The sequence below is a fragment of the Stenotrophomonas sp. 2YAF26 genome (assembly GCF_052114625.1).
Classification (GTDB): Bacteria; Pseudomonadota; Gammaproteobacteria; order Xanthomonadales; family Xanthomonadaceae; genus Stenotrophomonas; species Stenotrophomonas indicatrix.
The window spans coordinates 266,798-291,259 of record NZ_JBFRFC010000002.1 but is presented as its reverse complement, the minus strand read 5'-3'; the positions used below and the strand labels follow the sequence as shown (position 1 = coordinate 291,259).

The 24,462-nt window shown below is 66.8% G+C and carries 24 protein-coding genes; 6 read left to right on the top strand and 18 right to left on the bottom strand.

Annotated elements, in window-relative coordinates; genetic code table 11:
• Positions 1-61 precede the first annotated feature (61 nt).
• Positions 62-955: a LysR family transcriptional regulator ArgP gene (locus AB4Y98_RS03660; protein ID WP_394195839.1), complete on the bottom strand. Its 894-nt coding sequence runs from the start codon at positions 953-955 to the stop codon at positions 62-64.
• A gap of 104 nt (positions 956-1,059) precedes the next feature.
• Here AB4Y98_RS03660 and AB4Y98_RS03655 point away from each other — a divergent pair, with 104 nt between their 5' ends.
• Complete coding sequence (locus tag AB4Y98_RS03655; RefSeq protein ID WP_394195837.1) at positions 1,060-1,674, top strand: LysE/ArgO family amino acid transporter; 615 nt, start codon at positions 1,060-1,062, stop codon at positions 1,672-1,674.
• Here the strand turns inward: AB4Y98_RS03655 and map are convergent.
• The 15 genes from map to AB4Y98_RS03580 all read right to left on the bottom strand — a co-directional run bounded on the left by map (position 1,671) and on the right by AB4Y98_RS03580 (position 14,212).
• On the bottom strand, positions 1,671-2,453 hold the full coding sequence (gene map, locus AB4Y98_RS03650) for a type I methionyl aminopeptidase (protein WP_394195835.1): 783 nt from the start codon (positions 2,451-2,453) through the stop codon (positions 1,671-1,673). The genes AB4Y98_RS03655 and map overlap by 4 nt on opposite strands.
• Before the next feature lie 10 nt (positions 2,454-2,463).
• On the bottom strand, positions 2,464-2,676 hold the full coding sequence (locus AB4Y98_RS03645; RefSeq protein ID WP_025873788.1) for a ParD-like family protein: 213 nt from the start codon (positions 2,674-2,676) through the stop codon (positions 2,464-2,466).
• A 67-nt stretch (positions 2,677-2,743) separates the two neighbouring features.
• Positions 2,744-3,103, bottom strand: a complete 360-nt coding sequence (locus AB4Y98_RS03640; RefSeq protein ID WP_394195833.1) for a bleomycin resistance protein — start codon at positions 3,101-3,103, stop codon at positions 2,744-2,746.
• A gap of 137 nt (positions 3,104-3,240) precedes the next feature.
• On the bottom strand, positions 3,241-4,125 hold the full coding sequence (locus AB4Y98_RS03635; protein ID WP_442243788.1) for an arginase family protein: 885 nt from the start codon (positions 4,123-4,125) through the stop codon (positions 3,241-3,243).
• A gap of 3 nt (positions 4,126-4,128) precedes the next feature.
• A complete protein-coding gene (locus tag AB4Y98_RS03630; protein ID WP_442243787.1) occupies positions 4,129-5,193 on the bottom strand; it encodes a GNAT family N-acetyltransferase in 1,065 nt (354 codons plus the stop codon).
• 32 nt (positions 5,194-5,225) lie between these two features.
• A complete protein-coding gene (locus AB4Y98_RS03625) occupies positions 5,226-6,626 on the bottom strand; it encodes an aspartate aminotransferase family protein (RefSeq protein ID WP_442243786.1) in 1,401 nt (466 codons plus the stop codon).
• Positions 6,627-6,674: 48 nt separating this feature from the next.
• Positions 6,675-7,361: an MtnX-like HAD-IB family phosphatase gene (locus AB4Y98_RS03620; protein ID WP_363730785.1), complete on the bottom strand. Its 687-nt coding sequence runs from the start codon at positions 7,359-7,361 to the stop codon at positions 6,675-6,677.
• A gap of 152 nt (positions 7,362-7,513) precedes the next feature.
• A complete protein-coding gene (locus AB4Y98_RS03615; protein WP_442243785.1) occupies positions 7,514-8,716 on the bottom strand; it encodes a DegT/DnrJ/EryC1/StrS family aminotransferase in 1,203 nt (400 codons plus the stop codon).
• Positions 8,713-9,111 (bottom strand): DMT family transporter, encoded by a 399-nt coding sequence (locus tag AB4Y98_RS03610; RefSeq protein WP_312108830.1) that lies wholly within the window; start codon positions 9,109-9,111, stop codon positions 8,713-8,715. Before AB4Y98_RS03610 ends, AB4Y98_RS03615 begins: the two co-directional genes overlap by 4 nt.
• On the bottom strand, positions 9,108-9,467 hold the full coding sequence (locus AB4Y98_RS03605) for an EamA family transporter (protein WP_025873780.1): 360 nt from the start codon (positions 9,465-9,467) through the stop codon (positions 9,108-9,110). The genes AB4Y98_RS03610 and AB4Y98_RS03605 overlap by 4 nt, the downstream gene beginning before the upstream one ends.
• A gap of 1 nt (position 9,468) precedes the next feature.
• Positions 9,469-10,305, bottom strand: coding sequence for an alpha/beta hydrolase (locus AB4Y98_RS03600; RefSeq protein ID WP_312108833.1), 837 nt, complete (start codon positions 10,303-10,305; stop codon positions 9,469-9,471).
• A 79-nt stretch (positions 10,306-10,384) separates the two neighbouring features.
• Positions 10,385-11,764 carry a sensor histidine kinase gene (locus AB4Y98_RS03595; protein ID WP_312786692.1) on the bottom strand — a complete coding sequence of 460 codons (1,380 nt, stop codon included), beginning with the start codon at positions 11,762-11,764 and terminating at the stop codon, positions 10,385-10,387.
• A complete protein-coding gene (locus AB4Y98_RS03590; protein ID WP_025873777.1) occupies positions 11,761-12,432 on the bottom strand; it encodes a response regulator in 672 nt (223 codons plus the stop codon). The genes AB4Y98_RS03595 and AB4Y98_RS03590 overlap by 4 nt, the downstream gene beginning before the upstream one ends.
• Positions 12,433-12,563: 131 nt before the next feature.
• Positions 12,564-13,688, bottom strand: coding sequence for a metallophosphoesterase (locus AB4Y98_RS03585; RefSeq protein WP_442243784.1), 1,125 nt, complete (start codon positions 13,686-13,688; stop codon positions 12,564-12,566).
• A 74-nt stretch (positions 13,689-13,762) separates the two neighbouring features.
• A complete protein-coding gene (locus AB4Y98_RS03580; protein ID WP_223494591.1) occupies positions 13,763-14,212 on the bottom strand; it encodes a winged helix-turn-helix transcriptional regulator in 450 nt (149 codons plus the stop codon).
• Between the two features lie 78 nt (positions 14,213-14,290).
• Between AB4Y98_RS03580 and AB4Y98_RS03575 the strand changes: the two genes are divergently transcribed.
• Positions 14,291-15,472, top strand: coding sequence for an MFS transporter (locus AB4Y98_RS03575; protein WP_442243783.1), 1,182 nt, complete (start codon positions 14,291-14,293; stop codon positions 15,470-15,472).
• A 40-nt stretch (positions 15,473-15,512) separates the two neighbouring features.
• Here AB4Y98_RS03575 and AB4Y98_RS03570 read toward each other — a convergent pair whose 3' ends face one another.
• Positions 15,513-16,928 carry a GGDEF domain-containing protein gene (locus AB4Y98_RS03570; RefSeq protein WP_442243782.1) on the bottom strand — a complete coding sequence of 472 codons (1,416 nt, stop codon included), beginning with the start codon at positions 16,926-16,928 and terminating at the stop codon, positions 15,513-15,515.
• Positions 16,929-17,215: 287 nt separating this feature from the next.
• Here AB4Y98_RS03570 and AB4Y98_RS03565 point away from each other — a divergent pair, with 287 nt between their 5' ends.
• Together AB4Y98_RS03565 and AB4Y98_RS03560 are read left to right on the top strand one after the other, a co-directional pair.
• Positions 17,216-19,462, top strand: coding sequence for a TonB-dependent siderophore receptor (locus AB4Y98_RS03565; RefSeq protein WP_442243781.1), 2,247 nt, complete (start codon positions 17,216-17,218; stop codon positions 19,460-19,462).
• A gap of 141 nt (positions 19,463-19,603) precedes the next feature.
• The gene (locus tag AB4Y98_RS03560; protein ID WP_049466006.1) at positions 19,604-20,578 is read left to right on the top strand and encodes a cation diffusion facilitator family transporter; all 975 of its coding nucleotides are present in this window, start codon (positions 19,604-19,606) and stop codon (positions 20,576-20,578) included.
• A gap of 27 nt (positions 20,579-20,605) precedes the next feature.
• Here AB4Y98_RS03560 and nfi read toward each other — a convergent pair whose 3' ends face one another.
• Positions 20,606-21,286, bottom strand: coding sequence for a deoxyribonuclease V (gene nfi / locus AB4Y98_RS03555; protein ID WP_025873770.1), 681 nt, complete (start codon positions 21,284-21,286; stop codon positions 20,606-20,608).
• 94 nt (positions 21,287-21,380) lie between these two features.
• On the opposite strand from nfi, the gene gpmA reads away from it, so the two are divergent.
• Positions 21,381-22,130, top strand: a complete 750-nt coding sequence (gene gpmA / locus AB4Y98_RS03550) for a 2,3-diphosphoglycerate-dependent phosphoglycerate mutase (RefSeq protein ID WP_025873769.1) — start codon at positions 21,381-21,383, stop codon at positions 22,128-22,130.
• Between the two features lie 157 nt (positions 22,131-22,287).
• Entirely contained in the window at positions 22,288-24,378 is a 2,091-nt protein-coding gene (locus AB4Y98_RS03545; RefSeq protein WP_394195808.1) for a M13 family metallopeptidase, read from the top strand.
• The last annotated feature ends 84 nt before the right edge of the window (positions 24,379-24,462 follow it).

Sequence of the window (24,462 nt, the reverse complement as noted above, 5' to 3'; positions counted from 1 at the left end):
GGCAAACGGTAGTGGTCCGCGCGTGAAGCCGGGGTCTGCGGTGGTCTGGATCATGCTCTTTTCAACGTAGGGTATTGCCCGCGGCGGTACGCAGCGCGTGGGTGATGTGTTGCAACGTGCTCGAACGCACGGCGGCATGCTGCCAGAACAAGGGTACGTCGAGCCAGCGATGCGGTTCCAGCACAACTATCTGCCCGGCCTCTGCCGCTGGCGTGACCAGGGCCTCCGGTGCCAGGCACCAGCCCAGCCCACGCGCGGCAGCATCGACGAAGCCGGTGGAGGAGGGCAGGTAGTGTACGGGCGGTTGCATTCGCGCGCGGGTGAGCCTGCGCAGGAAACGCCATTGCAGTTCATCCTTGCGGTTGAACACGATCATCGGCACCGAGGCCAATGCTTCGGCCTGCATGCCCGCGCTGAAGTGGCGACGCGCAAATGCCGGTGAGGCGATGGCGCGGTAGCGCATCGCGCCCAGCGGATGCACGTTGCAGCCCTTCAGCGGTCTGCGTTCGGCGGTGACCGCGCCAAGCACGCTGCCGTTGCGCAGCAGTTCCAGGGTATGGTCCTGGTCGTCCATGCGCAGGTCGAACAGGTAGCCGTGGCGCTGGTGCAGTTCGGCGATGGCGGCGACGAACCAGGTGTCCAGCGAATCGTCGTTGACCGCCACCGGAATCGGCGTACGGGTGGCATCGCTGCCGCGTTCCGGCAGCAGTTCGGCAAGCGCTTCGGCCTGCAGCGCCTGCATCGGCCGCACCCGCCGCAGCAGCACTTCGCCGGCAGCGGTAGGCCGGCACGGGGCCTGGCGCACCACCAGCACCTGGCCCAGCCGGTCTTCAAGCGCCTTGATCCGTTGCGACAACGCCGACGGGCTGATCGACAGGCGGCGTGCGGCGGCCTCGAAGCTGCCTTCTTCGAGCACGGCGGTGAAGGCGCTCAACTGCGGATGTACCAGGTCCACGCGGTGCCTCTTCAGTTTTTCTGCACAGGATAAAGAAAAACCAGCTGGCCTTAACGGGTTGGTTCGTCGCACCCTGCGTCTCCTTTCAAGGTGGAGAGCGTCGGATGTGGATTGCTGCGGCTCTGGCCGGCCTGTTTGCGGGCGCCGGCCTGATCATCGCCATCGGCGCGCAGAACGCCTTCGTGCTGCGCCAAGGGCTGCAGCGCCGCTACGTGGGCATGGTGGTGCTGGCCTGCATGGGCGCGGACATCGCGCTGATCCTGGCCGGGGTGGGCGGCATGGGGGCGCTGGTGCTGCAGTGGCCGTTGCTGCTGCAGGTGCTGCGCTTCGGCGGGGCCGCCTTCCTGCTGTGCTATGGGCTGCAGGCCGGGCTGCGCGCGTGGCGCGGTGGCAGCGCGCTGGCCGCTGCCGATGCCAGTGGTGGCAGCCGGCGGCAGGTGCTGCTGGCCTGCCTGGCGTTCACCCTGCTCAACCCGCACGTGTACCTGGATACGATGGTGCTGCTGGGCGGCCTGTCCACGCGCTACCCGGGTGACCTGCGTTGGGTGTTCGCAGCGGGCGCCTGCGCGGCCAGCGTGCTCTGGTTCTGCGGGCTGGGGTTCGGCGCACGGTTGCTGCAGCCGGTGTTCCGCAACGCGGCAGCATGGCGGTTGCTGGATGCAGGCGTGGCGGCCTTCATGCTGTGCCTTGCGCTGCTGTTGCTGCTGCGCCCGCTCTAGGCCGCGTCCACCGCGCACAACGGGGTTTCGCCGGGGCGCAGGGTCAGCACGCGCACGCCGCTGCCGGTCACGGCCACCGTGTGCTCGAACTGTGCCGACAGCTTGCCGTCACGCGTGTACACCGGCCATTCGTCGGGCTGCTGGCGGATCGCCGGCTTGCCCTGGTTGAGCATCGGCTCGATGGTGAACACCATGCCTTCCTGCAGCTCCATGCCGGTGCCGGCATGGCCGTAATGCAGGATCTGCGGCTCCTCGTGCATCTCCTGGCCGATACCGTGGCCGCAGTACTCCTTGACCACGCTGTAGCCATGGCTGCGGGCGTGGCGGGCGATGGCGTGGCCGATATCGCCCAGGCGCGCGCCGGGCCGCACGGCGGCGATGCCTTTCCACATGGCCTGGTAGGTCACCTGCACCAGCTTGCGCGCGGCGTAGTCGGCATCACCCACAACATACGTGGTGCTGGAATCGGCAATGTAGCCGTTCTTCTCCAGCGTGATGTCGAGGTTGACGATCTGGCCATTGCGCAGCACGTCATCGGCCGACGGCATGCCGTGGCAGATGACGTTGTCGATCGAGGCGTTGAGCACGTACGGGAACCCGTACTGCCCTTTGCTGGCGGGCCGTGCCTGCAGGTCGTCGACGATCATGCGTTCGACGATGTCGTTGATCTCCAGCGTGCTGCGGCCCTGCAGCGGCAGCGCGTCGAGCATGGCGAAGACCTGAGCCAGCAGTCGCCCGGACTCGGCCAGGCGGTCGATCTCGTCGGGGCGCTTGATCATGGCCATCGGCTCAGGCCCGCCCGGGGGCAAGCAGCTGCGGCTGTACACCGGCGGCACGCAGTTCGCTGGCGACGACGTCCTGGAAGCTCAGGGTCGGGTTCATCTCGCACAGCATGCCGACCCGGATCCAGAACGTGGCCTGGGCGTTGATCGAGCGGTTGGAGACGGTGCAGGCACGGCGCAGCTGGTCGTGCAGGGTGTCATCGATGTTGACGATGCCCATGGGCGTTCTCGATTGGGAATATATGAAGCGTATATGAAACGTATACTCCCGCTCAAGCGCGTGGCATTCAGCCAGCGTCGGTGGCGAAGCGCAGGCGGTTGCCATCCGGGTCGACGATCAGCATCTCGCGGCTTCCCCAGTCGGTATCGTGTGGCGGCTGCTCGATGGATACTCCCGCAGCGCTGAACGCGCGGTGCAGGCCATCGACGTCGGTGACGATGAAATACACCGCACCGCCCACCTCGCAGTCGCCGGTGTGTTCGGTCAGGAAGATCGTCTGGCCCTCGCGGGTGAGCTGGGCGAACAGCGGGAAGCCGGGTTCGAAGCGATGCTCCCAGTCGACGAGGAAGCCCAGGCCCTGCACGTAGAAGGGCAGGCTGGTATCGGCATGGCGCATGCGCAGCTGCGGGATGACGGTCTGGGGCATGACGGCGGCTCCGGGGGCGAGAGCCCAGTGTAGAGCCGAGCCATGCTCGGCTATCGCCTTTTGTAGAGTCGAGCCATGCTCGACTCAGGGGACCGCGAACAGAAGCCGAGCATGGCTCGGCGCTAAAAAAAAAGCACTCAGCAGGCAGTCGGCACTGCGGCCATCGCCGCCAGCAGTTCGCGGTTCACCTGCTGGTGCTGCTGCTGCCATGCCGGCAGATCATCGGCGCCGATGTCTGGCTGGCCATCCAGCGACGACAGCCAGCGTTTGAAACGGCTCTGGTAGTTGGGCAGTGATACCTCGCCAGTGATATCGCTGCCCACCAGTCCACCGGTGCGCAGGGCCTCGATCACCATCAGTGCGTGTTCAAGCTGGAAGCGGCCCTGGTCCCAGTTGCTGCGTGCTACCTCTTCAGCGAACACGTCCTTGTCGATCGACAGGTAGGTTGGCTGAGGGGCCTGCGCCTGTTCGGCGGCGAACGCGGCGACCAGGGCCTCGGGATGGYCGAAGCGGCGGAAGGCATCTGCCATGCCCATGCGACCGGCCCAGCCCACATCCACATCCATGCACCAGTAGGTCAGCCGCCGCCCCAGCAGGGGCCGCCAGTGGTTCTCCCACGCGTGGCCCAGGCCGATATCGGCGGAGGTGATGCCCAGCACATGCACATGCGATACCTGCGGCAACGTGGAGGCGGCATTCACCCAGGAACCGCAGTGCATGCCGAAGGGAAAGCGCATGTTGTCCGGATGGTTGTCCAGCACCACCAGCTGGAACGGGGCACGCGTGCGCAGGCGCTGCAGCAGCGGCAGGCTGAGATGGTGGAAGTCGCCGCTGCCGAGCATGACCGTGCCAAGCTGTGCCGGCAGCGGCCGAAGAACTTCAGTGGCGAAGCGTGACAGCGTGGCGTTGCGGCAGGCAAAGCGCAGCGGGTCATGCCAGTGCTGCAGCGCAAGCGTGCGTGCCTGCGGCAATGGCAGGACGCCACCGTCGAGGTCGAGGATCAGCGGCGGACGCAGTTGCATCGGTCAGCCTCCTCCATCCGGCTCAGCCTGCAGGTGCGGGGCCAGCCTGCGCAGAGCGGCGCGCAGCAAGGGCGAACGCGCATGTACCGCGTGTACGGTGGAGGTGAAGCGGGCACCCAGTTCGGCCTTGATGCGTGAATCGGTCCAGCCGGCAACGTAGTGGCTGAGGCCGTGCTGCAACGCGTATTCCAGGTTGTGCATCCAGCTGACCGAGTACAGGTTGTGGTCGCGCGACTGCGGATAGGACAGGCCGATGTACTTGTCCACCAGCTTGCCGGCATGCACGTAGCACAGGTTCCAGCCGATCAGCTCGCCGTTGTGGCGGTAAAGGAACAAGCGCCCCTGTCCCTGCGTGTCTGCCAGCAGGTGCTGGAAGAAGGGCAGGTCGAGCCGGTCGAAATGCACGGCGCTCTGTGCATACACCTGCAGGTACAGCGCATGCAGTTCAGCCTGCAGCCGCGGTTCGGCAAGGGCAGGGTCTCCGGTGGCGATGCAGTCGATCTGCAGGTTGCTGCGTGAGCGCAGCTTGCGCCGGATGTTCTTGCGACGCCCTGCGGATAGGCGTGCCAGATAGGCGTCGATGCAATCGAAATCGATCGCCACCCATGCCAGCGGCATGCCCTCCAGCGGGATGAAGCCGCGTGCTTCCAGCGCCTGCAGGAAGGCGTGGCTGTGTGCGTTGGCGGCATCGTCCAGCAAGGGCGAATCGATCGCCAGATCCTTGACCACCAGCAGCCGGCTGTCACCGACGCCATGGCGCAGCACGTCGTCGGCCAGTGCCGCCGCCGACACATGCGCCGGCAGCGGTGTGTACTCGGTGCTGGTGGCACCGATGAACCGCGTCTGCCAGGTCAGCCACGGCCGCCACAGGCGCGACAGCGGCAGCCCCAGCAGGCGCGTGCGCAGTGCATCGTCCAGGGTTGTGGTCAGATCCAGTGGCGCACGGAAACTGGGCAGGCCGCTGGGCAGGCGGCTGGCATCGAACCCCAGGGGTGGGTGGGCCAGGAAGCCCTCCAGCAACGCGGCCGGTTCCAGCGCGGTGCTGGATACACGCGGGATCATGTCCATGCGGGGCACGGGAACCGGCAGCGCATTCCCGCTCAGCCCTTGGCCTTGGTCAGCAGCTGGTCCAGCAGGGTGATCGCCAGGTCGATCTCTTCGTAGCTGATGTTCAACGAGGGTGCGAAGGTGATCACGTTCTTGTACCAGCCACCCACATCGAGCACGAGACCCATGCGCTTGCCGTCGTGCAGCAGGTCGCCGGCCAGGCCGATGTCGACCATGCGGTCCAGCAGTTCACGGTTCGGGGTGAAGCCATCGGCGGCGCAGATTTCCGCACGCAGTGCCAGGCCGAGGCCATCGACATCGCCGATTTCCGGATGGCGCTTCTGCAGGCCGCGCAGGCCGTCGAGGAAGTAGGCGCCCTTCTCCGGCACGGTGCGCTCGTAGTCCATCTCCTTGCCCAGCTTCAGCACTTCCAGGCCCAGGCGCGTGCCCAGCGGATTGGAGTTGAAGGTCGAGTGGGTGGAGCCCGGCGGGAACACGGTTGGGTTGATCAGCTCTTCGCGCGCCCACAGGCCCGACAACGGGTTGAGGCCATTGGTCAGCGCCTTGCCGAACACCAGCACGTCCGGGGTGACATCGAAGTGTTCGATGGCCCACAGCTTGCCGGTGCGCCAGAAGCCCATCTGGATCTCGTCGACGACCATCAGGATGCCGTACTTGTCCAGCACGCGCTTGAGGCCCTTGAAGAAGCTGCGCGGCGGAATGACGTAGCCGCCGGTGCCCTGGATCGGCTCGACGTAGAACGCGGCGTACTCGGCCTGGCCGACCTTGGGATCCCACACGCCGTTGTACTCGCTTTCGAACAGGCGCTCGAACTGGTGCACGCAGTGGTCGGAGTATTCGTCCGGGGTCATGCCCTTCGGGCGACGGAAGGGATAGGGGAACGGGATGAACATCGCGCGTTCGCCGAAATGGCCGTAGCGGCGGCGGTAGCGGTAGCTGGAGGTGATCGACGAGGCGCCGAGGGTGCGGCCGTGGTAGCCGCCTTCGAAGGCGAACATCAGGCTCTTGCCGTTGCGCGCGTTGCGGACGATCTTCAGCGAATCCTCCACCGCCTGCGCACCACCCACGTTGAAGTGCACGCGGCCGTCGAGGCCGAACTTCTCGTGCATGTCCACCGCGATGGTCTTGGCCAGCTGCACGCGCGTCGGGTGCAGATACTGGCTGGCGACCTGCGGCAGGGTATCAATCTGGTCCTTCAGCGCATTGTTCAGGCGCTGGTTGGCGTAACCGAAGTTGCACGCCGAATACCACATCTGCAGATCGAGGTACGGGGTGCCGGCGGCATCGAACATGTAGCTGCCTTCGCAGCGCTGGAAGATCTTCGGCGGATCGACGTAGTGCACGGTGTCACCGAAGGAGCTGTAGCGGGCTTCGTCTGCCAGCAGCTGCGCATCGGTGATGGCGGCATCGGCGTTCTTGTCAAAAATATTCATCGGTTCGGTTCCGGAGAGGGCATTCGAAGGAAGCAACGGGCGGAGCGATCAGGCGGTGGCGAGCAGCCGCGGAAGCGAGGGTTGAAGCAGGCTGCCGTCGAGCAGGCGCGGCAACAGCGCAGTGGCGTCGTGGAAGGTGTCGATGGCGGCGTGGGGGATGCCGGCGTTGGTGCAATGGGCGATCAGGCGACGCTTGGCGAACACGAAATCGGCGTGTTCGGACACGCAGAAATCCGAGGCGCCATCACCGATCATCAACACGCGGGGAGCTTCGTCAGCACGCGCCTGCGCCGCGCAGGTGCACTTGCAGGTGCCGCTGCGGCAGCCTTCGGCCTGGTAAGGGGATTCCAGCTGCCAATGGCCGTCACACCAGCGCAGGTGGTTGGCCACCACAGGCAGCGGCGGCAGGCCGTGGTTGGCGAGGATGCGATGGATTGCGTAGTCCAGGCCGTCGCTGACGATGCGCAGTGGCAGGCCCAACGCCTGCGCGCGATTGACGAAGGCGGCGAAGCCCGGATCGATCCGTACCTGGTCCAGGTGTGCATCGAGGGTGGCCGGATCCAGCTTCAGCAGGCGGACCTGGCCCTGCATGCATTCACGCGAACCGATCTCGCCGGAGCGCCACTGGTCTTCCAGCTGTTGCCAACCGGGCTGGCCGAAGTTTTCCAGCAGTGAATCGATGACGTCCTCGAGGCTGATGGTGCCATCGAAGTCACACAGGATGCTCCATTGCATGGGCAGCTCCGTCGATGAAGAGAGGCCTTGGCACGATGCCGGCGACGGGGCCAATGTAGGCAGGCCGTCTTTCTCGTTCCTTTCCACCTGAAAGCCCGAACGAAGGCACTCGGGAAGCGTTCAGCCAGTAGGCGCGAAGCAGGCTTCGGCCACTACTGGCCTGCCAGCACCTTTACGATCTCGCGCGTGTCTTCGTGGGTCAGCCAGGGGCTGTTGCCCACGGTCAGGGAGCGGGCGGCGAAGTCGCGGGCATTGGGTACGTGCGCGTCTGCAACGACGCCTCGCAGATAGGCATAGTCCGGCAATGCATGGATGAACATGCGGCTGACACCCAGGCCGCGCTGCCACAGCGATGAAAGCGCTTTGTCACGCGCACGTTCGCTGGGCAGCAGCAGCATCAGCATCGGCCAGGTGCCCTGGGTGCCAGGCATTCCGTCCACCACTTCAACGGCGGGAAGCGACTCCAGCTGCATGCGCAGCTGCAGCGCACGCAGACGGGCGGCCTGCAGGAAATCGGGCAGGCGCTGTGTTGCGCGTGCACCGACGCTCTGCCGCCAGCGGCTGACGTGATGCTGCGGAATATCCAGTGGAAATACGTCACCCACCGCGGCTTCCAGGTCGCCGCGGCGCAGGGCACGCCGCAGCGGATTTCCATACACCAGCGACAGCAGGGAAGGGCGGTAGCAGGCCGCCAGGCCCAGCAGCTGCAGGCTGCGGGTCAGTTCCCAGCGCGGCTTGAAGGGCGTGTGTCCTGCGGCCTGCTCGATCAAAGCCGCACGCAGTTCTTCATCACGCGTCAGCAGCAGACCGCCCTCATGCAGGCTCAGGCCCTTGCCGGCGGCCAGGCTGAAGAAGCCGATATCGCCGCGCAGGCCGACGCTGTTGCCGGCCACGCGTGCACCCAGTGCCTGTGCGGCGTCCTCGATCACCCACGCACCGACGCGGTGCGCAATGGCACATGCGCGATCAACATCGGCGATGCGCCCGCCCAGATGCGTGGGAATGATCGCCAGCGTGCGTGCATCGGCTGCGGCGTGCAGCATCGCCGGGTCGAAATCGAAATGGTCGCGGCGGGTATCGCACAGGTGTATGCGCAGGCCGAGGCTGTGCACGGCAATCGGTACGAGCGGACAGGTATAGGCCGGCAGGATCACCGTATCGCGCTGCGGCGCGCGCCTGCGCAGGGTGCGCAGGGCGATCAGCAGGGCATGGGTGCCCGAGCAGGTCAGCTGCAGCGGCGGCGTGCCCAGCTGCCCGGCAAGAATCGTGCACAGGTCACCGCCACCGGGAAGGAAATCGCCGGCCTGCAGGGGCAGCCCAGCGGTGGGAGGCAACTCGCGCGACAGCAGGCTCACGGGGTTGCTTCGGTAACAGCATGCGGATCATCCGCCTCGGCGCGGCCCAGGCAGATGATGCCGGCCACGATCAGCACCGCACCGATCAGGTGATGCAGCGTCAACGGTTCGTGCAGCAGCCACGCCGACAGCAGCAGCACGCTGATCACTTCGAGGTGCGAGGCCGCGAACGCAGGGCCGATCGGCGCGTGCCGCAGAAGGCTCATCCAGGTGAAGAACGCGCCGACGTAACCGAGCATCGCGCCGTATACCCAGGGCTGTGACAGCACGCGCAGCAGCCATGCGCTGTTGGCCTCGACCGGCAGCGCGGCGTCGCCGGCGTACTTGAAGCACAGCTGGGCGAGGGTGTCGAAGGCCATCAGCAGCGGAAACCCGACCAGGTACAGCCGCCTCATGTTCCGGCTCCGACCACGGCAACGCCGGCGCTGACCAGCAGCATGCCGGTCACCCGCAACGGCGTCAGCCGCTCGCGGAACAGGATGCGGCCGGCCACCATCAGCGCGACGATGTTGATCGAGCCGAGCAGCACGCCCTGCGACAACGGCACCAGCGACAGGAAAGCGATCCAGGCGACGAATTCAAGCACATAGCAGGCGATGCCCAGCCACAGCCAGGGACGGCCGAACATGTGTTTCCAGCGCTGCAGGCCTTCGCCGTCCTGCGGGTCGCTGGCGGCAGCCTTGAAGGCCAACTGGCCGCCGGTGTCGAGCACCACGTTGACCAGCCACAGCAGGGTCGCAAGCGATCCCATCTCAGGCGACCGCCTGCAGCACGCCCGCACGTTCGCTGATGTCGCTGAAGAAGCGCGCGCTGCGGCGGATCACCTCGCGCCGTTCGCGATCGATGGTGATCATGTGGTAGCTGTCTTCCAGCACCACCAGTTCGGTCGGGCCGCTGACGCGCGAGATCACCAGTTCGGCATTGCCCATGCTGGCCACGTCGTCCTCGCGGGCATGCATCACCAGGCATGGTGCCGTGACCTGGTGCAGGTGACGCCGTGTCCAGGTGCTCAGTGCACGCATTTCGGCCAATGCATGCCACGGGTTGCCTGGCAGGCCGGCAGCGGCACTGTCACCAGAGAGCATGGCGGCGCTGACCTGCGCACGCAGGCGCTCGTCGCGCAGGCCGTACGGCGGCTCTTCCATGAACATGCGGTCGCGGCCGATGCCCAGGCGCTTGAACCACGGCAACAGGAACGAGAAGCGTGCGACCGCCGGAATGTTCCAGCCGTCGTAGCGGAAGGTGGCGCCGTACACCCCCACGCCGGAGACCCAGTCCGGCCGCCGCGCGGCCAGCGCCAGCGCCAGCACCGCCCCCATCGACAGTCCGCCCACGAACAGCTGGTCGACCTTGCCACGCAGGTCCGCCGCCGCGTCTTCCACGCCCTGGTACCACTGTTCCCAACGGGTCTGCAGCAGGTCCTCGACGCTGCCGCAGTGGCCGGGCAACTGCACGCCATGCACGCTGAAGCCCGCGTTGTTCAGCCCTTTGCCCAGCATGCGCATTTCGGCGGGCGTGCCGGTCAGGCCATGGATCAGCAGGACACCCTGTGGGCCACCGGGAAGAAAGAACTCATGGGATGCAGGCACCAGTCGGCTCCAGCGCGGCAGTCGGGAAGGTCAGCATCGCAAGCGCGATTTTCGGCAACCTTTCAACGGTCCGTCTGGATCAAGGGCCCTTCAGCAACGGTATGGTGATGGACACCTTCAGGCCACCGCCGGGGCGGTTGAGGTAGCCCAGGCGTCCGCCCAGGTGTTCGACGGCCTCATGGGCGATGGCCAGGCCCAGGCCGGTGCCGCTGGCGGCAGTGCCGGGCGCGCGGAAGAAGCGTTCCCCCAGCCGCGACATCACGTCCTCGGGTACGCCTGGGCCGTTGTCTTCGACGTACAGCTCGACATCGTTGTCGTCCAGGGCCTGCACACCGACCGTGACGGTCGCATCCGCGCCGGCGTAGCGCAGGGCGTTGTCGATCAGATTGTCCAGCGCCTCGTGCAGCAGGGCGCCGTTGCCCAGTATCCGGACCGGCTGCTGCGGACCCAGGTAGCCCAGGTCGATGCCATCGCGGATCGCTTCGGGCACGCGCATGCCCACCCATTGCGGCACCAGTTCGGACAGGTCCAGTGCCTCCACCGTCTCCGGCACGGTCTGGGCACGGCTCAACGCCAGCAGCTGGGTGCTGACGCGTGCGGTCCGCTGGTTGAGCCGGCGGATGTTCTGCAGCGCTTCGCGCACGGTCTCCGGATCGCCGTGGGCCAGTGCTTGGTCCACGTGCAGTGCCATGCCCGCCAGCGGCGAGCGCAACTGGTGGGCGGCATCGGCAATGAAGCGGTTCTGCAGCGTGATCATTTCCGCCTGCCGCGCGAACAGGCCATCGATGGTGCTGATCAGGGGCTGGATTTCCTCGGGCACGTCGGCATCGGAAATCGGTGCCAGCTCGCCGCGGCGCTGGGCCAGGCGCGAGGTCAGCGGGGTCAGGATACGCAGGCCGTGGGTGACGCCGAACCAGACCAGCGCGGCCATTCCCAGGGCCAGCATGGCCATCAGTGGAATGACGATCATCAGGATCTCGCGTGCACGCTGGCGGCGGTCGGCCATGCTTTCGGCCACGGTCACCGCCAGCTGGTCCTGCGGATCGTTCATCGCCTGGGTGCAGACCGTCGACATGCGCACCTGCTGGCCGTTCAACTCGCCTTCGTAAAGCGCCGGGTGCGTGCCGCTGCAGTCCTGCGAGGGCGCATAGGCGCTGAAATCTGCGTTGCCGGCGATGGTGCCCAAGCGGCTGCTGTCGACGTTGAAGTAGCGATGACCGTCGGGGTCGTATTCGATGAGAAAACGTGCCTGCGGGGACAGGTCGCTGCTGACCGGCATCGTGCTGAGCATCTGTGCGAACGACACGGTGTCATCGGTCAGGTTGCGGTCGTGGATGCGGTTGGAGTAGTCCAGCGCCACGTAGTAAGCCAGCAGCGTGTTGAAGGTCAGCAGACCCAGCATCGGCAGCGCCAGGAAGGCGAGCAGACGCCGTCGCAGGCTGGGCGGTCCGCTGATCACGCGCTGGCGTCTTCCAGCATGTAGCCCAGCCCGCGCACCGTGCGGATGCCCATGCCGCCCGGCTGCAGCTTGCGGCGCAGGCGGTGCAGGGCGATGTCCAGGCCGTTGTCGGTCAGGTCCTGGCCCCAGTCGCACAGGGCCTCCACCAGCTGCGCACGCGAGACGATGCGCTCGGCACGCACCGCCAGGGCGGACAGCAGGCCGAATTCGCGCGCGGTCAGTTCCAGCGTCTGCTCGTCTATCCACACACGGTGACCGGTCAGGTCCAGGCGCAGCCGGCCGATGCGCAGGTCGGGGTTGCCGTTGCTGGTGACCCGGCGCAGCTGTGCACGCACGCGTGCTTCGAATTCGTCCAGCGCGAAGGGTTTGACCAGGTAGTCGTCGGCTCCCAGGTCGAGCACGCGCACGCGCTCGGCCAGGCCATCGCGTGCGGTGACCACCAGCACGGCCAGGCCATCGCCGCGCTGGCGCAGCCGTTGCAGCACGTCGCGGCCATCCAGCTGGGGCAGGCCCAGGTCCAGCACCAGCAGCGCGTACTGGGTGGAGTTCAGGGCGGCATCGGCATGCGCGCCGTTGTCCACGTGGTCGACCACGTGGCCCTGCCGGCGCATCGAGGCGCACAGGCCAGAGGCGATGTCGGGGTCGTCTTCTGCGATGAGTACGCGCATGCGCGGGGCTCCTGGGGGCGGATGGGCCGCCCGCTGGACAGGGCGGGCCTCTCGGCTGCCGAGGGTAGCGGCAAACGGGGCGGAGGTGGCGGGCGAGGGCGGCCTGCGCGCACCCGGCGCTGGCCCTTCGTTCAGTCCTGCAGGCCGGGCTCACCCTCGGCCAGCGGCACCCGCGATCCGTCCAGCAGGCCGCGGCTGAGCTTGCCGTCCTCGATGAACAGCAGTTCGCCGTTCTCGCCATTCTTGATGCTGCTGTCGATGGCAATCACGCGGCCGTCGTGGAAGCTGCTGACGTGTGGCATCGAGGTGTGGCCGACCACGATGCGCCTGAGTTGGAGACGGTCGAGCACCGCCTGCACGCCCTGGCTGTCCAGGCGCCCGTCGAAGTAGCCGCGGTACCAGATCGGGCTGGTCTTGCCGTCGTACAACGGTGCGGTGGCGGGGTCTGCCTTCACCTCGGCCTTGGGAATGCCCAGCGAGGCCTGGTAGGCGGCATTGGTGTGGGCCGGGTCCAATGCCATCTGCACCGCTTCGGGCGAGATGCCGCCGTGCAGGAACAGGGTATCGCCGATCTGCAGCAGCACCGGCCGCGTGCGCAGCCACTGGCCGATCACCGAGTCGGCACCATACAGCTGCGGGTAGCTGCGACCGAGCAGCTGCGCGCTGCGCAGGTACTTCGGGTTGACGTACCGCAGGTCGTCGTACAGCACCATGGTCTCGTGGTTGCCGAGCACGAAATGCACCGCGCCACCGGCGGCGGCTGCCTGCTGCTGCAGGCCATACAGCAGCCAGAACGCTTCGGTCACCTGCGGGCCGCGATCGAACACGTCGCCGGCGATCACCAGCGTGTCCGTGCCCAGTGCCCAGCGGTCCTGCGTGTCGATCACCCGGTTGGCGCGCAACAGGCGGACCAGCAGCTCGTACTGGCCGTGGATGTCGGACACGGCGACGATGCGCGGCACGGCCGGCAGCACCGATGCCGACGGCGCGTTCGGCGGCAGCACATGCACCGCATGCGGGTAGCCGCAGCGCGAGGCAACCTCCGTGCCATCGGTGCCTGCCTGCACGCTGTGGGTTTCCACCTGGTCCTGGCAGATCCACTGCGCTTTCAGCTGCGCGCCTTCACGGAACAGGTAAGGGCCGTCGCTGTCCACGTGCTCTGCGGGTGCTGCCACGTCGCGGGCAGAGGCCGGTGGTGCGGCCAGCAGCAGGACCAGTGGCAGCAGGATCGACAGGGTTCGGGCGTAGTTCGGCATCGACGGCATCCAGCGGCAGGAGACGAGCGATGCTAACCGCCCACGAAAGCCACCGGTGTGCGCGAATGGGCGGATCAGGCCCGGCCGCCTTCTCCCTTGAGCTTGCGCACGCGGGTATCGGCGGCGCGCACGGGCTGACCGTCACGGCCATGGGGTTGCATGTAGGGCAGCGGCCGGCGGCTGCTGGATTCGATCAGTTGCGAGTGTGCTTCGCCAGCAGCGAAGCAATGCCGTTCTCCCCATTGGCGCAGGGCCACCAGCAGCGGAAACAGGTCCTGGCCGGCCGCGGTCAGCACATAGTCCTGGTAGGCGCTGCCATCGGCGGCGGGCTGCTGCACCAGCAGCCCCGCCTCGACCAGGCGCCGCAGGCGGTCGCTGAGGATGTTGCGCGCCGCGCCCAGGCTGCGCTGGAAATCGCCAAAGCGACTGACGCCATCGAAGGCATCGCGGATGACCAGCAATGCCCAGCGGTCGCCGAGCAGATCGGCGCTGCGGGCCACGGGGCAGGGGCTGTTGGCGTGCATGGCGGACTCCTCGATTGTGGTTGCAGTTTAAAACCAGTGACGCTACCGTGCACGTAGTTTTAAAATGCAACCACATTGATGATGCCTTTGCTTTCCCGCCCCGTGTTGGGCCTGCTCGCCATTGCTGCCGGTGCCAGCGTGGCCAACGTCTATTTCGCGCAGCCGCTGCTGGAGCGCCTGGCCCATGATTTCGCCCTGGATGCCGCCGTGGCCGGTGCAGTGCTGGCCGCCACCCAGGCCGGCAGCGTGCTGGCCCTGCTCGGGCTGCTGCCGTTGGCTGATCGTGGCGACCGCCGTCGACTGTTAAGGATGCAACTGCTGGCATTGGTCGTGGCGCTGCTATGGCTGGCCGCCGCCCGCAGCACCGCGTGGTTGCTGTCGGGCATGCTGCTGGCAGGGCTGCTCGGTACGGCGCTCACCCAGGGACTGATCGCCTACGTCGCCAACCTCGCTGCACCGGAGCAACGCGGGCGGGTGGTCGGCATGGTCCAGGGCGGCGTGTTCATCGGCCTGCTGTCGGCACGCGTGGTCTCAGGTGCGGTAGCCGCCGTAGCGGGATGGCGCGCGGTGTACCTGCTGTCGGCATTGCTGATGGCGGCGCTGGCGCTGCTGCTGTGGCGGCGTCTGCCGCACGTGCCGGTGCCTGCAATGCCGCCGTCGTGGCGCAACCTGCTGCGTTCGATGGCCGATATGCTGCGGCAGGATCGCGCGCTGCGCGAACGCGGGCCGCTGGCATTGTTCCTGTTTGCCGGCCTCAACGTGTTCTGGGCCGCGGTGCCACTGCCGTTGTCGGCGCCGCCGTTGAACTGGTCGACCGCCGCCATCGGCGCGCTGGGCCTGGCCGGCATCATCGGCGCACTACTGGCAGCGCGGGTCGGGCACTGGATGGATCGTGGCCTTGCCCACCGGGTGAGCCTGGGGGCGCTGCTGCTGATGCTGGTCGCCTGGGGGCCGTTGCTGGGCCTGCCGCATTCGCTGGCCCTGTTGCTGCTGGGCGTAGTGGTGCTGGATCTGGGCGGGCAGGCGTTGCATGTGTCCAACCAGGCCCTGCTGCTGCGTGCACCGGCCGAACAGCATGGACGCTTGGTGGCGCTGTACATGCTGTTCTATGCCGTGGGCAGCGGTGTGGGGGCTGCGGCGGGCACCTGGACGCAGGCGCGCTATGGGTGGCCGGCGGTGTGTGCGCTGGGCGCGGGCATCGCCTTGCTGGGCTTGGCTTGGTGGACGGCGTGGCGCATTCCGCGCAAGGCCGCCCGGTAACGCCGACGCCGTTCGACGCCCTACCGCGCGCGCTGCAGGCTCAACGTTGCAGCGCGCGTCGTCCTGGTGCCTCGGGCAGGGCTTCGTCGGCCACCACCACCCGGTTGCGGCCTTGCCGCTTGGCGGCGTACATCGCCGCGTCGGCGCGCGCCATCAGCCGCTCGTAATCGGGATGCCCATCGTGCCCGGCCACGCCGATGCTGGCGGTCAGCCCCAGCGTCTGTCCATTGGGCAGGGTGATCGGCGATTGTGCGATCTGCCGACGCAGGCTTTCGGCAATCACCTCCGCCTGCGACTCGCTTGCCGCCACCAGCACCACCACGAACTCCTCGCCGCCGTAGCGGAACAGGTAGTCACTGCCACGGGTCTGCTGGCCGAGCAGGGCGGCGACGTGCTGCAGTGCGCGATCGCCGGCGTCGTGGCCGTGGCCATCGTTGATCGCCTTGAAATGATCCAGGTCCAGCAGCAACAGCGAGAACGGCGTGCGGTTGCGCGTGGACAACTCGATCTCACGACGCAGCACGGTCGGCAGGAAGCGTCGGTTGAGCAGGTTGGTCAACGCATCGCTGCCCGCATCCAGTTCACCGATGCGTTCGAACAGCAGGGTCATCAGGTTGCGGATGGTGGCCAGGTCTTCGCGGATCATCGGCAGGGCGGTCAGCCGCCGTGCCGGATCTTCATCGGTGGCGCGCTGCAGGCGGCTGTCGATGCGTGCCATCAGCTGGCCCACCTGCTGCGTCTCGCTGCTTTCGCCGAAGCTGGGAATGCCCTTGTGGGTGAACCACAGGCCGAATTCCGAGCTTGCCAGACTGGCGTTGTCGGCACCTGTCGCATGGCCGGCGAGGGTGTACAGGAGGGTATTTTCCCAATCCAGCAGCAGGGCGCGCTGGCGCTCGCGCTCCGTGCTGACGTTCTGCACCAACGAGAACAGCCGGTACGCCGCATCGGTGCGCGAAGAGCGCTCACGGGCGTGCGTGTAGGCCAGCGTCATGCCTTCCATGGCGATGTCCATGATCGCGCTGAGGCAATCGATGGCGGCGAAGGCAGTGTCGTTGTCAGCGGCGTCGGCGCGCAGGCGGACGAACAGTTCGTGCTTCAGCACGCGAGCACCGCGTGCCACCAGGTCAACCGGAATGCCGACCCGCGCATGCACATCGCCGATCACCCGCTGCGCGGCGACCGTAGCGGCAATACCATCCGCATCGGTGGTCAGCAGCTGGGCCAGCCAACGCTGCATCGCTGGTTGCAGGCGCTGCTTGACCTGTTCGTGGGACAGGAAGCGGCGCGCACGCGTGTCCTGCAGCAGCACTTCGTAGAAGCGCTGCGCCAGCGTCGGCGGTGCATCGGCGGCCACGGCATGCAGCAGCGCGGCGGCGGCGGGGCCGGCCAGCAGCAGACACTGCTGCCAGGCCTGAGCCAGCGGTTGGCTGGCTTCGTCCAGTTGGGGTGTATCCACGTCGATCTCTAACGGCGCACAACAGACCACGGTATCGGCCGCGGCTGTCGACGGTTGATGGCAGGGAAGCCGGCCAGTTTAAGCGCCATGCAGGACGAAAAACGCGGGTGAAGCACATGCCGGCCGATGCCGCAATGCGTTGACGCATTTGAGAATCACTCGCATTTGTGAAAAAATGACGGCAGGAACCGGCATGCGGGCATCCCGCAGTGATCGTTCCGCCTCCCCCGTCGCCGCCTCGTGCCCTATGCCAGAGGCTTCCGTTGCCCTGCCAGAAGGTTCAGAACATGCCTGCAAACACTCTTTCACCGCGCCCGCTGGCGCTTGCCGTCGCTGCGCTGCTGGCCACCGCTGCCGTCACCGCCCAAGCGGAAACCGATGCCACCGATATCGACACCGTGCATGTCACTGCCTCGCAGATCGCGCGGCAGGCGCTGGGCACCTCCACCATCACCGCCGAGGACATCGCCAAGCGGCCGCCGGTCAACGACATCGCCGAACTGCTGCGGACGATGCCCGGCGTCAATCTGACCGGCAACAGTGCATCGGGCCAGTACGGCAACAACCGGCAGATTGATCTGCGCGGCATGGGGCCGGAAAACACCCTGATCCTGATCGACGGCAAGCGCGTGGGTGCACGCGACGCGGTGCGCATGGGCCGCAGTGGCGAGCGCAACACGCGCGGCGATACCAATTGGGTGCCGGCGGAAATGATCGAACGCATCGAAGTGCTGCGCGGCCCGGCAGCGGCACGCTATGGCTCGGGCGCCTCCGGTGGCGTGGTCAACATCATCACCAAGCGCCCGACCGGCGACCTGACCGGTGCGGTTGACCTGTACGGCCTGGTGCCCGAACACAGTGCCGAGGGCGGCAGCGAACGCCTCGGCCTGCAGCTGAGCGGGCCGATGACCGACACGCTGTCGTTCCGGTTGTACGGCAACCTCAACAAGACCGATGCCGATTCGCTGGATCTCAACCGCAACTTCGCCACCGGTGCCAATGCGGTACCGCCGGCGGGCCGCGAAGGCGTCAAGAACCGCGACGTCAACGCGCTGCTGCGTTGGGACGTGACCGCCAACCAGGTGGTCGAGTTCGAGGCCGGTACCAGCCGCCAGGGCAACATCTATGCCGGCGATCGTGCGGTCAGTACCACTGGTACCTCCACCGGCGTCGACCTGGCCGCGCTGGCCGAGCAGCAGGCCGAGACCAACCGCATGTACCGCACCACCGGCGCGATCACCCATCGCGGACGCTGGGGCGATGTCAGCTCGCGGCTGACGGCAGCGGTGGAAGGGGTCAACAATTCGCGCATCAACGAAGGCCTGGCCGGCGGCCCGGAAGGCAGCTTCAATGGCGCCGACTGGTCGACCTCGCGCCTGCGCAACTACCAGTTGGACGGCGAAGTCAGCTTCCCGACCACCCTCGGCGGTGCCGAGAACGTGTGGACGCTGGGCTTCGAGTACCTCGACAGTCGGCTGACCGATCCCTATTCGATGAGCCAGTCCAGCAGCAGCGGTGGCGGCATTCCGGGCCTTTCGGCCGATCGTGCACGCGGCAAGTCCGATGCACAGACCACCGCCGTCTACGTGGAAGACAACATCTACCTCGGTGAGCGCTGGATCGTGACCCCGGGCCTGCGTTTCGACCATCACAGCCAGTTCGGCAACAACACCAGTCCGAGCCTCAACGCGCAGTTCCGGCTCGACAGTGACTGGGTGGTCAAGGGCGGCATCGCACGCGCCTTCAAGGCGCCGAACCTGTACCAGTCCAACCCGGACTATCTGTATTACACCCGTGGCAACGGCTGCCCGAACGCGTTGCCGAGCCTGGGCGCCGGCTGCTACATGCAGGGCAATGCGGATCTCAAGGCAGAGACCAGCCTGAACAAGGAACTGGGCGTGGAGTGGGCACCGCAGAGCGGTTGGCAGGCCTCGTTGACCTATTTCCACAATGACTACAAGGACAAGATCCAGGCCGGTTACACCCAGATCGGCCTGACGGCCGACCGCAAGGGCCGCATCTTCCGCTGGGAGAACGCACCCAAGGCCATCGTGCAGGGGCTCGAGGGCAACCTGGTGATCCCGCTGCTGGGCGAGCAGGGCGACCGCCTGAAGTGGAGCAACAACTTCACCTACATGGTGGAGAACGAAAACAAGAGCACCGGCCAGCCGCTGTCGGTGATTCCCAAGTACACCGTCAACACCATGCTGGACTGGCAGGCCAACGAGCAGCTGTCGCTGCTGCTGACCGGCACCTTCTACGGCAAGCAGGAACCGGCCACGGCCAACATCAACAACGATCCGCGCTGCACCGCCAACTGCGATGCGTCCACCGTGCTGCAGACCCGCGGCGCGTACAACGTCTGGGGCGTGAGCGCGCGCTACAAGGTGACCGACACGGTCAGCGTGGGCTTCGGCGTCAACAACCTGGCCGACAAGCGCCTGTTCCGCGAGGCCAACAGCAGTGACGCCGGTGCGGCGACCTACAACGAGCCCGGCCGCGCGTACTGGGCCAGCCTGCGTTTCGGCTTCTGATCATCAGGCGGTGGTGCCGGCCGTCGGCCGGCACCCTCCCGCTTCGCGCCAGCCGTGCATGCCTGCAATGTTATAAACACCGTGATAGTTTCCCGACACCCGCCGGCGTAGCCTGACTCCCATCGCTAAGGAGCTGTTGCCATGGGTCACGACCACGATCACCTGCCATCCGAGATCCGCCACGAGAAACCCTTGTGGTGGGCGCTCGGCCTGACCTCCACCTTCCTTGTCGTGGAGGTGGTCGGTGCATTCTGGACCAACAGTCTGGCACTGCTGTCCGATGCCGCGCACATGGCTACCGACACCCTGGCGCTGATGATCGCGCTGGTGGCCGTGCGGCTGAGCCGGCGCCCGCCGGACGCGCGCCGCACCTACGGTTATGCACGTCTTGAAGCACTGGGCGCGATGATCAACGGTGCAATGCTGTTTGTGGTTGCGGGCTACATCCTGTGGGAAGCCATCGGTCGCTTCCGCCAACCGCAGGAGATCGCCTCCACCGGCATGCTGGTGATTGCCGCGGTCGGCCTGGTGATCAACATGATCTCCATGCGCCTGCTGCAGGCCGGTAGCGGCGAGAGCCTCAACGTGAAGGGCGCCTACCTGGAAGTGTGGGCCGACATGCTCGGCTCGGTGGCGGTGATCGCCGGCGCGCTGCTGATCCAATGGACCGGCTGGAAGCCGATCGACCCGATCCTGGCCGTGCTGATCGGTTTGTGGGTGCTGCCGCGCACGTATGTGCTGATGCGCGAGGCCATCAACGTGCTGCTGGAAGGCGTGCCCAAGGGCATGGACGTGGCCAGGGTCCGCGACCGCCTGTCCGACCACGACGCAGTGCTGGACGTGCATGACCTGCACGTGTGGGCGCTGGCGTCCAGCACGCCGGCACTGACCGCGCACATCGTGATGCGCGAAGGCGACGACGCCGACCGCCTTCGTCGCGAACTCGGTGATCGCCTGCACGACGATTTCGGCATCGAACACGTGACCCTGCAGATCGAAGCTGACCATTGCGGTGAAGCCTGTGGCCAGCCTTCAGCGGCCAAGGACGACGATCACGCCGGGCACGATCATGCAGCTGCCGATGCGCAGGGCCATCGCGGTCACGTGCATCGCTGAAGCGGGTGTGGCGGCCGGTGCCCGGCGCTACCTCTGTTCGTCGCGCCGCGAGGCCAGCCGATCCGCCAGCCGGGTCGGCTCGGGCAGGCGATAGCCGCGCAGCGTGCGCTGCACCCAGGCCAGCGCGGTATCGGCACTGACCCGATGCCCGCCGGCGACGAACAGCGGCTTGCAGCGCAGCTTGCTGCGCAGTACCCAGCCGAGCTGCTCGCCGCCGTCCAGCAACGGCGTGTGCGCGCCGGCCTCAGGGTCGGGCTCGATGAAGCGGCCCACCAGCTTCGATTTGGCCACGCCGATGCTCGGCAGGTCGGTCACCACGCCCAGGTGTGCGGCAATGCCCAGCCGGCGCGGATGGCTGATGCCATGGCCATCGACGAACACCAGGTCCGGTGCGCGCGGCAGCAACGCCAACGCAGCCAGCAGCGCCGGCAGTTCGCGGAAGCTGAGCAGGCCCGGGATATAGGGCATCACGGTGGGGATGCGGGCGATTTCCTGCGCCACCGGCTGCAGGGTGTCCGCGTCGAGCAACACGGCCGCAGCGCGGGTGATCGCGCCGTCTTCCTCGAAGCCGACATCCAGCCCGGCCAGCCAGCGCACGGTAGCGGGCAGCCGGTCCTGCCGTTGCACGCGGGTGGCCAGCTGCTTCTGCTGTTCGCGGGCGGCGCTGACGCTGCCTTCCCAGCGCCCGGGGTCGATCAGTGTATTCATCGGCCACAGGATGACATCCACACCGCCACGGCGCGGTGAGCGGGCGCCGGGGCTACAATGGCCGCCTGCCTTTCCTCGCGTTGGAGACCCTGCAGTGACCCGTAAACTCGTACTGTTGCGCCATGGCCAGAGCCAGTGGAACCTGGACAACCGCTTCACCGGCTGGGTCGATGTCGACCTGACCGAGCAGGGGCGCCGGGAAGCGGCTGCCGCCGGCCGCCTGATGCGCGAGGAAGGCCTGCAGTTCGACGTCGCCCACACCTCCGTGCTCAAGCGCGCCATCCACACCCTGCAGGGTGCGTTGGCCGAGCTGGAGCAGGACTGGCTGCCGGTGAACAAGTCCTGGCGCCTCAACGAGCGCCACTACGGTGGCCTGCAGGGCCTGGACAAGGCCGAGACCGCCGCCAAGCATGGCGAGGACCAGGTCAAGGTGTGGCGCCGTTCGTACGACATCCCGCCGCCGGCGATGGACCTGGAAGATCCGGGCCACCCGATCCACGACCGCCGCTATGCCGGGCTGGATCGCAACGCGCTGCCGGGCACCGAATCGCTGGCCACGACGCTCGACCGCGTGCTGCCGTACTGGCACGACGCCATCGCGCCGCAGTTGAAGGATGGCAAGACCGTGCTGGTCACCGCCCACGGCAACTCGCTGCGCGCGCTGTACAAGTACCTCAACAACGTCTCGCGCGAGGAAATCCTCGAGCTGAACATCCCGACCGGCATTCCGCTGCTGTTCGAGTTGAACGACGACCTCACCGTGAAGTCGTTCCGTTACCTGGGTGACCCGGAAGCGGCACGCAAGGCCGCCGAAGCCGTGGCCAACCAGGGCAAGGCGCGGTAGATACCCACCGTTGGTGGGTATTCCCCTGCTGGGTGTGTGCGGACCAACGGTCCGCACCTACCCGGTTGCGACCACGGGCGTTCCCCCTGTGACCTTTGGCCGGTCCCCACCATCGCCGCAGCGGCTACGCTGGACGATTCGCCGTTGGAGACACGCCATGAACGTCCGTAATCTGGTCCCGCTGGGCCTGACCATCGCCATCGCCGCTTCGCTCGCCGCCTGTGGCAAGAACGAGACCGCGCCCGCTGCCGACGCCGCCAAGCCGGCGTTCGACCAGTCGCAGATCAAGACCGCGCTGATCAGCCTCAACAGCGCCGATCTGGATCCGTCCATCGCCGCGTGTACCGACCTCAACGGCTTCGTCAACAGCAAGTGGCTCAAAGCCAACCCGGTGCCGGGCGACCAGACCACCTGGGGCAGCTTCGAGATCCTGCGCGAGCGCTCGCTGGAAGTGCAGCACGCGCTGGTGCAGCAGGCCGCGGCCAGCCAGGCCAAGGCCGGCTCGGTGGAAGCCAAGATCGGTGACATCTGGAAGACCGGCAACGACGAAGCGAAGATCGAGGCTGCCGGCCTGGCGCCGCTGCAGCCGACGCTGGACAAGATCACTGCGCTGAACGACACCGCCGCCATCACCCAGTACCTGCGCGACAGCCAGGCGCAGGGCCAGGGCGTGCTGTTCTCGCTGTTCGCCAATGCCGATTACAAGGATTCGGCCAACGTCATCGCCTACGTCGGCCAGGGCGGCCTGGGCCTGCCGGAGAAGGGCTACTACTTCGACGACGCGCAGGCCAAGATTCGCGACGCCTACGTGGCCTACATCGGGCAGGTGCTGACGCTGTCCGGCGTGGACGCGGCGCAGGCTGCCGAACAGGCCAAGGCGGTGATGGCGTTCGAGACCCGCCTGGCCAAGGCCTCGATGTCGCGTATCGAAATGCGTGACCCGGCCAAGCGCTACAACCCGCTCAGCGCCGCCGATGCGGACAAGCTGACCCCGAACTTCAGCTGGACCGCGCTGTTCGACACGCTGAAGGTGCCGGCTGCACAGAAGTTCTCGCTGGCCCAGCCGGGCTTCTTCAGCGAAATGGACAAGATGCTGGCCGACGTCCCGGCCGCAACCTGGCAGTCCTACCTGCGCTTCCACACCATCGACGATGCCTCGCCGTACCTGAGCAGCCAGTTCGAGAAGGCCAACTTCGAGTTCTACGGCAAGACCCTGCGCGGCCAGCAGGAAATGCAGCCGCGCTGGAAGCGTGTGCTGGAGTCGGTGAACGGCGGCATGGGCGAAGCCTTGGGCCAGCTGTACGTGGACGCGGTATTCCCGGCCGAATCCAAGGAGGCCATGCAGCATCTGGTGCAGAACCTGTCGGTGGCGCTGAAGGCGCGCCTGGAGCAGCTGCCGTGGATGGGCGAGGAAACCAAGAAGAAGGCGCTGGAAAAGTGGGCCAGCTTCACCCCGAAGATCGGTTACCCGGACAAGTGGCGTGAGTGGACGGGTCTGCAGACCAACGGTGACAGCTATCTGGGCAACATGCAGGCAGCGCGTGCGTTCAACTACCGATACATGCTGGACAAGATCGGCAAGCCGGTGGACAAGACCGAGTGGGGCATGACCCCGCAGACCGTCAACGCCTACTACAACGCCACCAAGAACGAGATCGTGTTCCCGGCGGCGATCCTGCAGGCACCGTTCTTCGATGCCAAGGCCGATCCGGCGCTGAACTACGGTGGCATCGGTGCGGTCATCGGCCACGAGATGATGCACGGCTACGACGACTCGGGCAGCCAGTTCGCCGCCAACGGCAACTTCGACAACTGGTGGACCGACAGCGACCGCAAGGCCTTCACCGAACGAACCGACCAGCTGGTCGCGCAGTTCGACGGCTATGAATCGGTGCCGGGCGTGTTCGTGAAGGGCAAGCTGACCCTGGGCGAGAACATCGGCGATCTGGGTGGCCTGACCGTGGCCTACGATGCCCTGCAGATGGCGCTGAAGGAGAACCCGAAGGCGAACGTCGAGGTGGACGGTCACAGCCAGGACCAGCGCTTCTTCATGAACTGGGCCACCGTGTGGCGTCGCAACTTCACCGACGGTGAGCTGCGCGTGCGCCTGAACACCGATCCGCACGCACCGGCGAACTTCCGTGCCAACGGTGCGCCGTCGAACATGCCGTCCTATGCGGCTGCGTTCCAGTGCAAGGCTGGCGATGCGATGGTGCGTGCCGACGACAAGCGCGTGGTGATCTGGTAATCGATCGCATGCGGCAGTAATGCAGGAGGCCCGGCGAATTCCGGGCCTTCCTGTTTCCGCCTGCCTACATCGCCATCGGCTGCA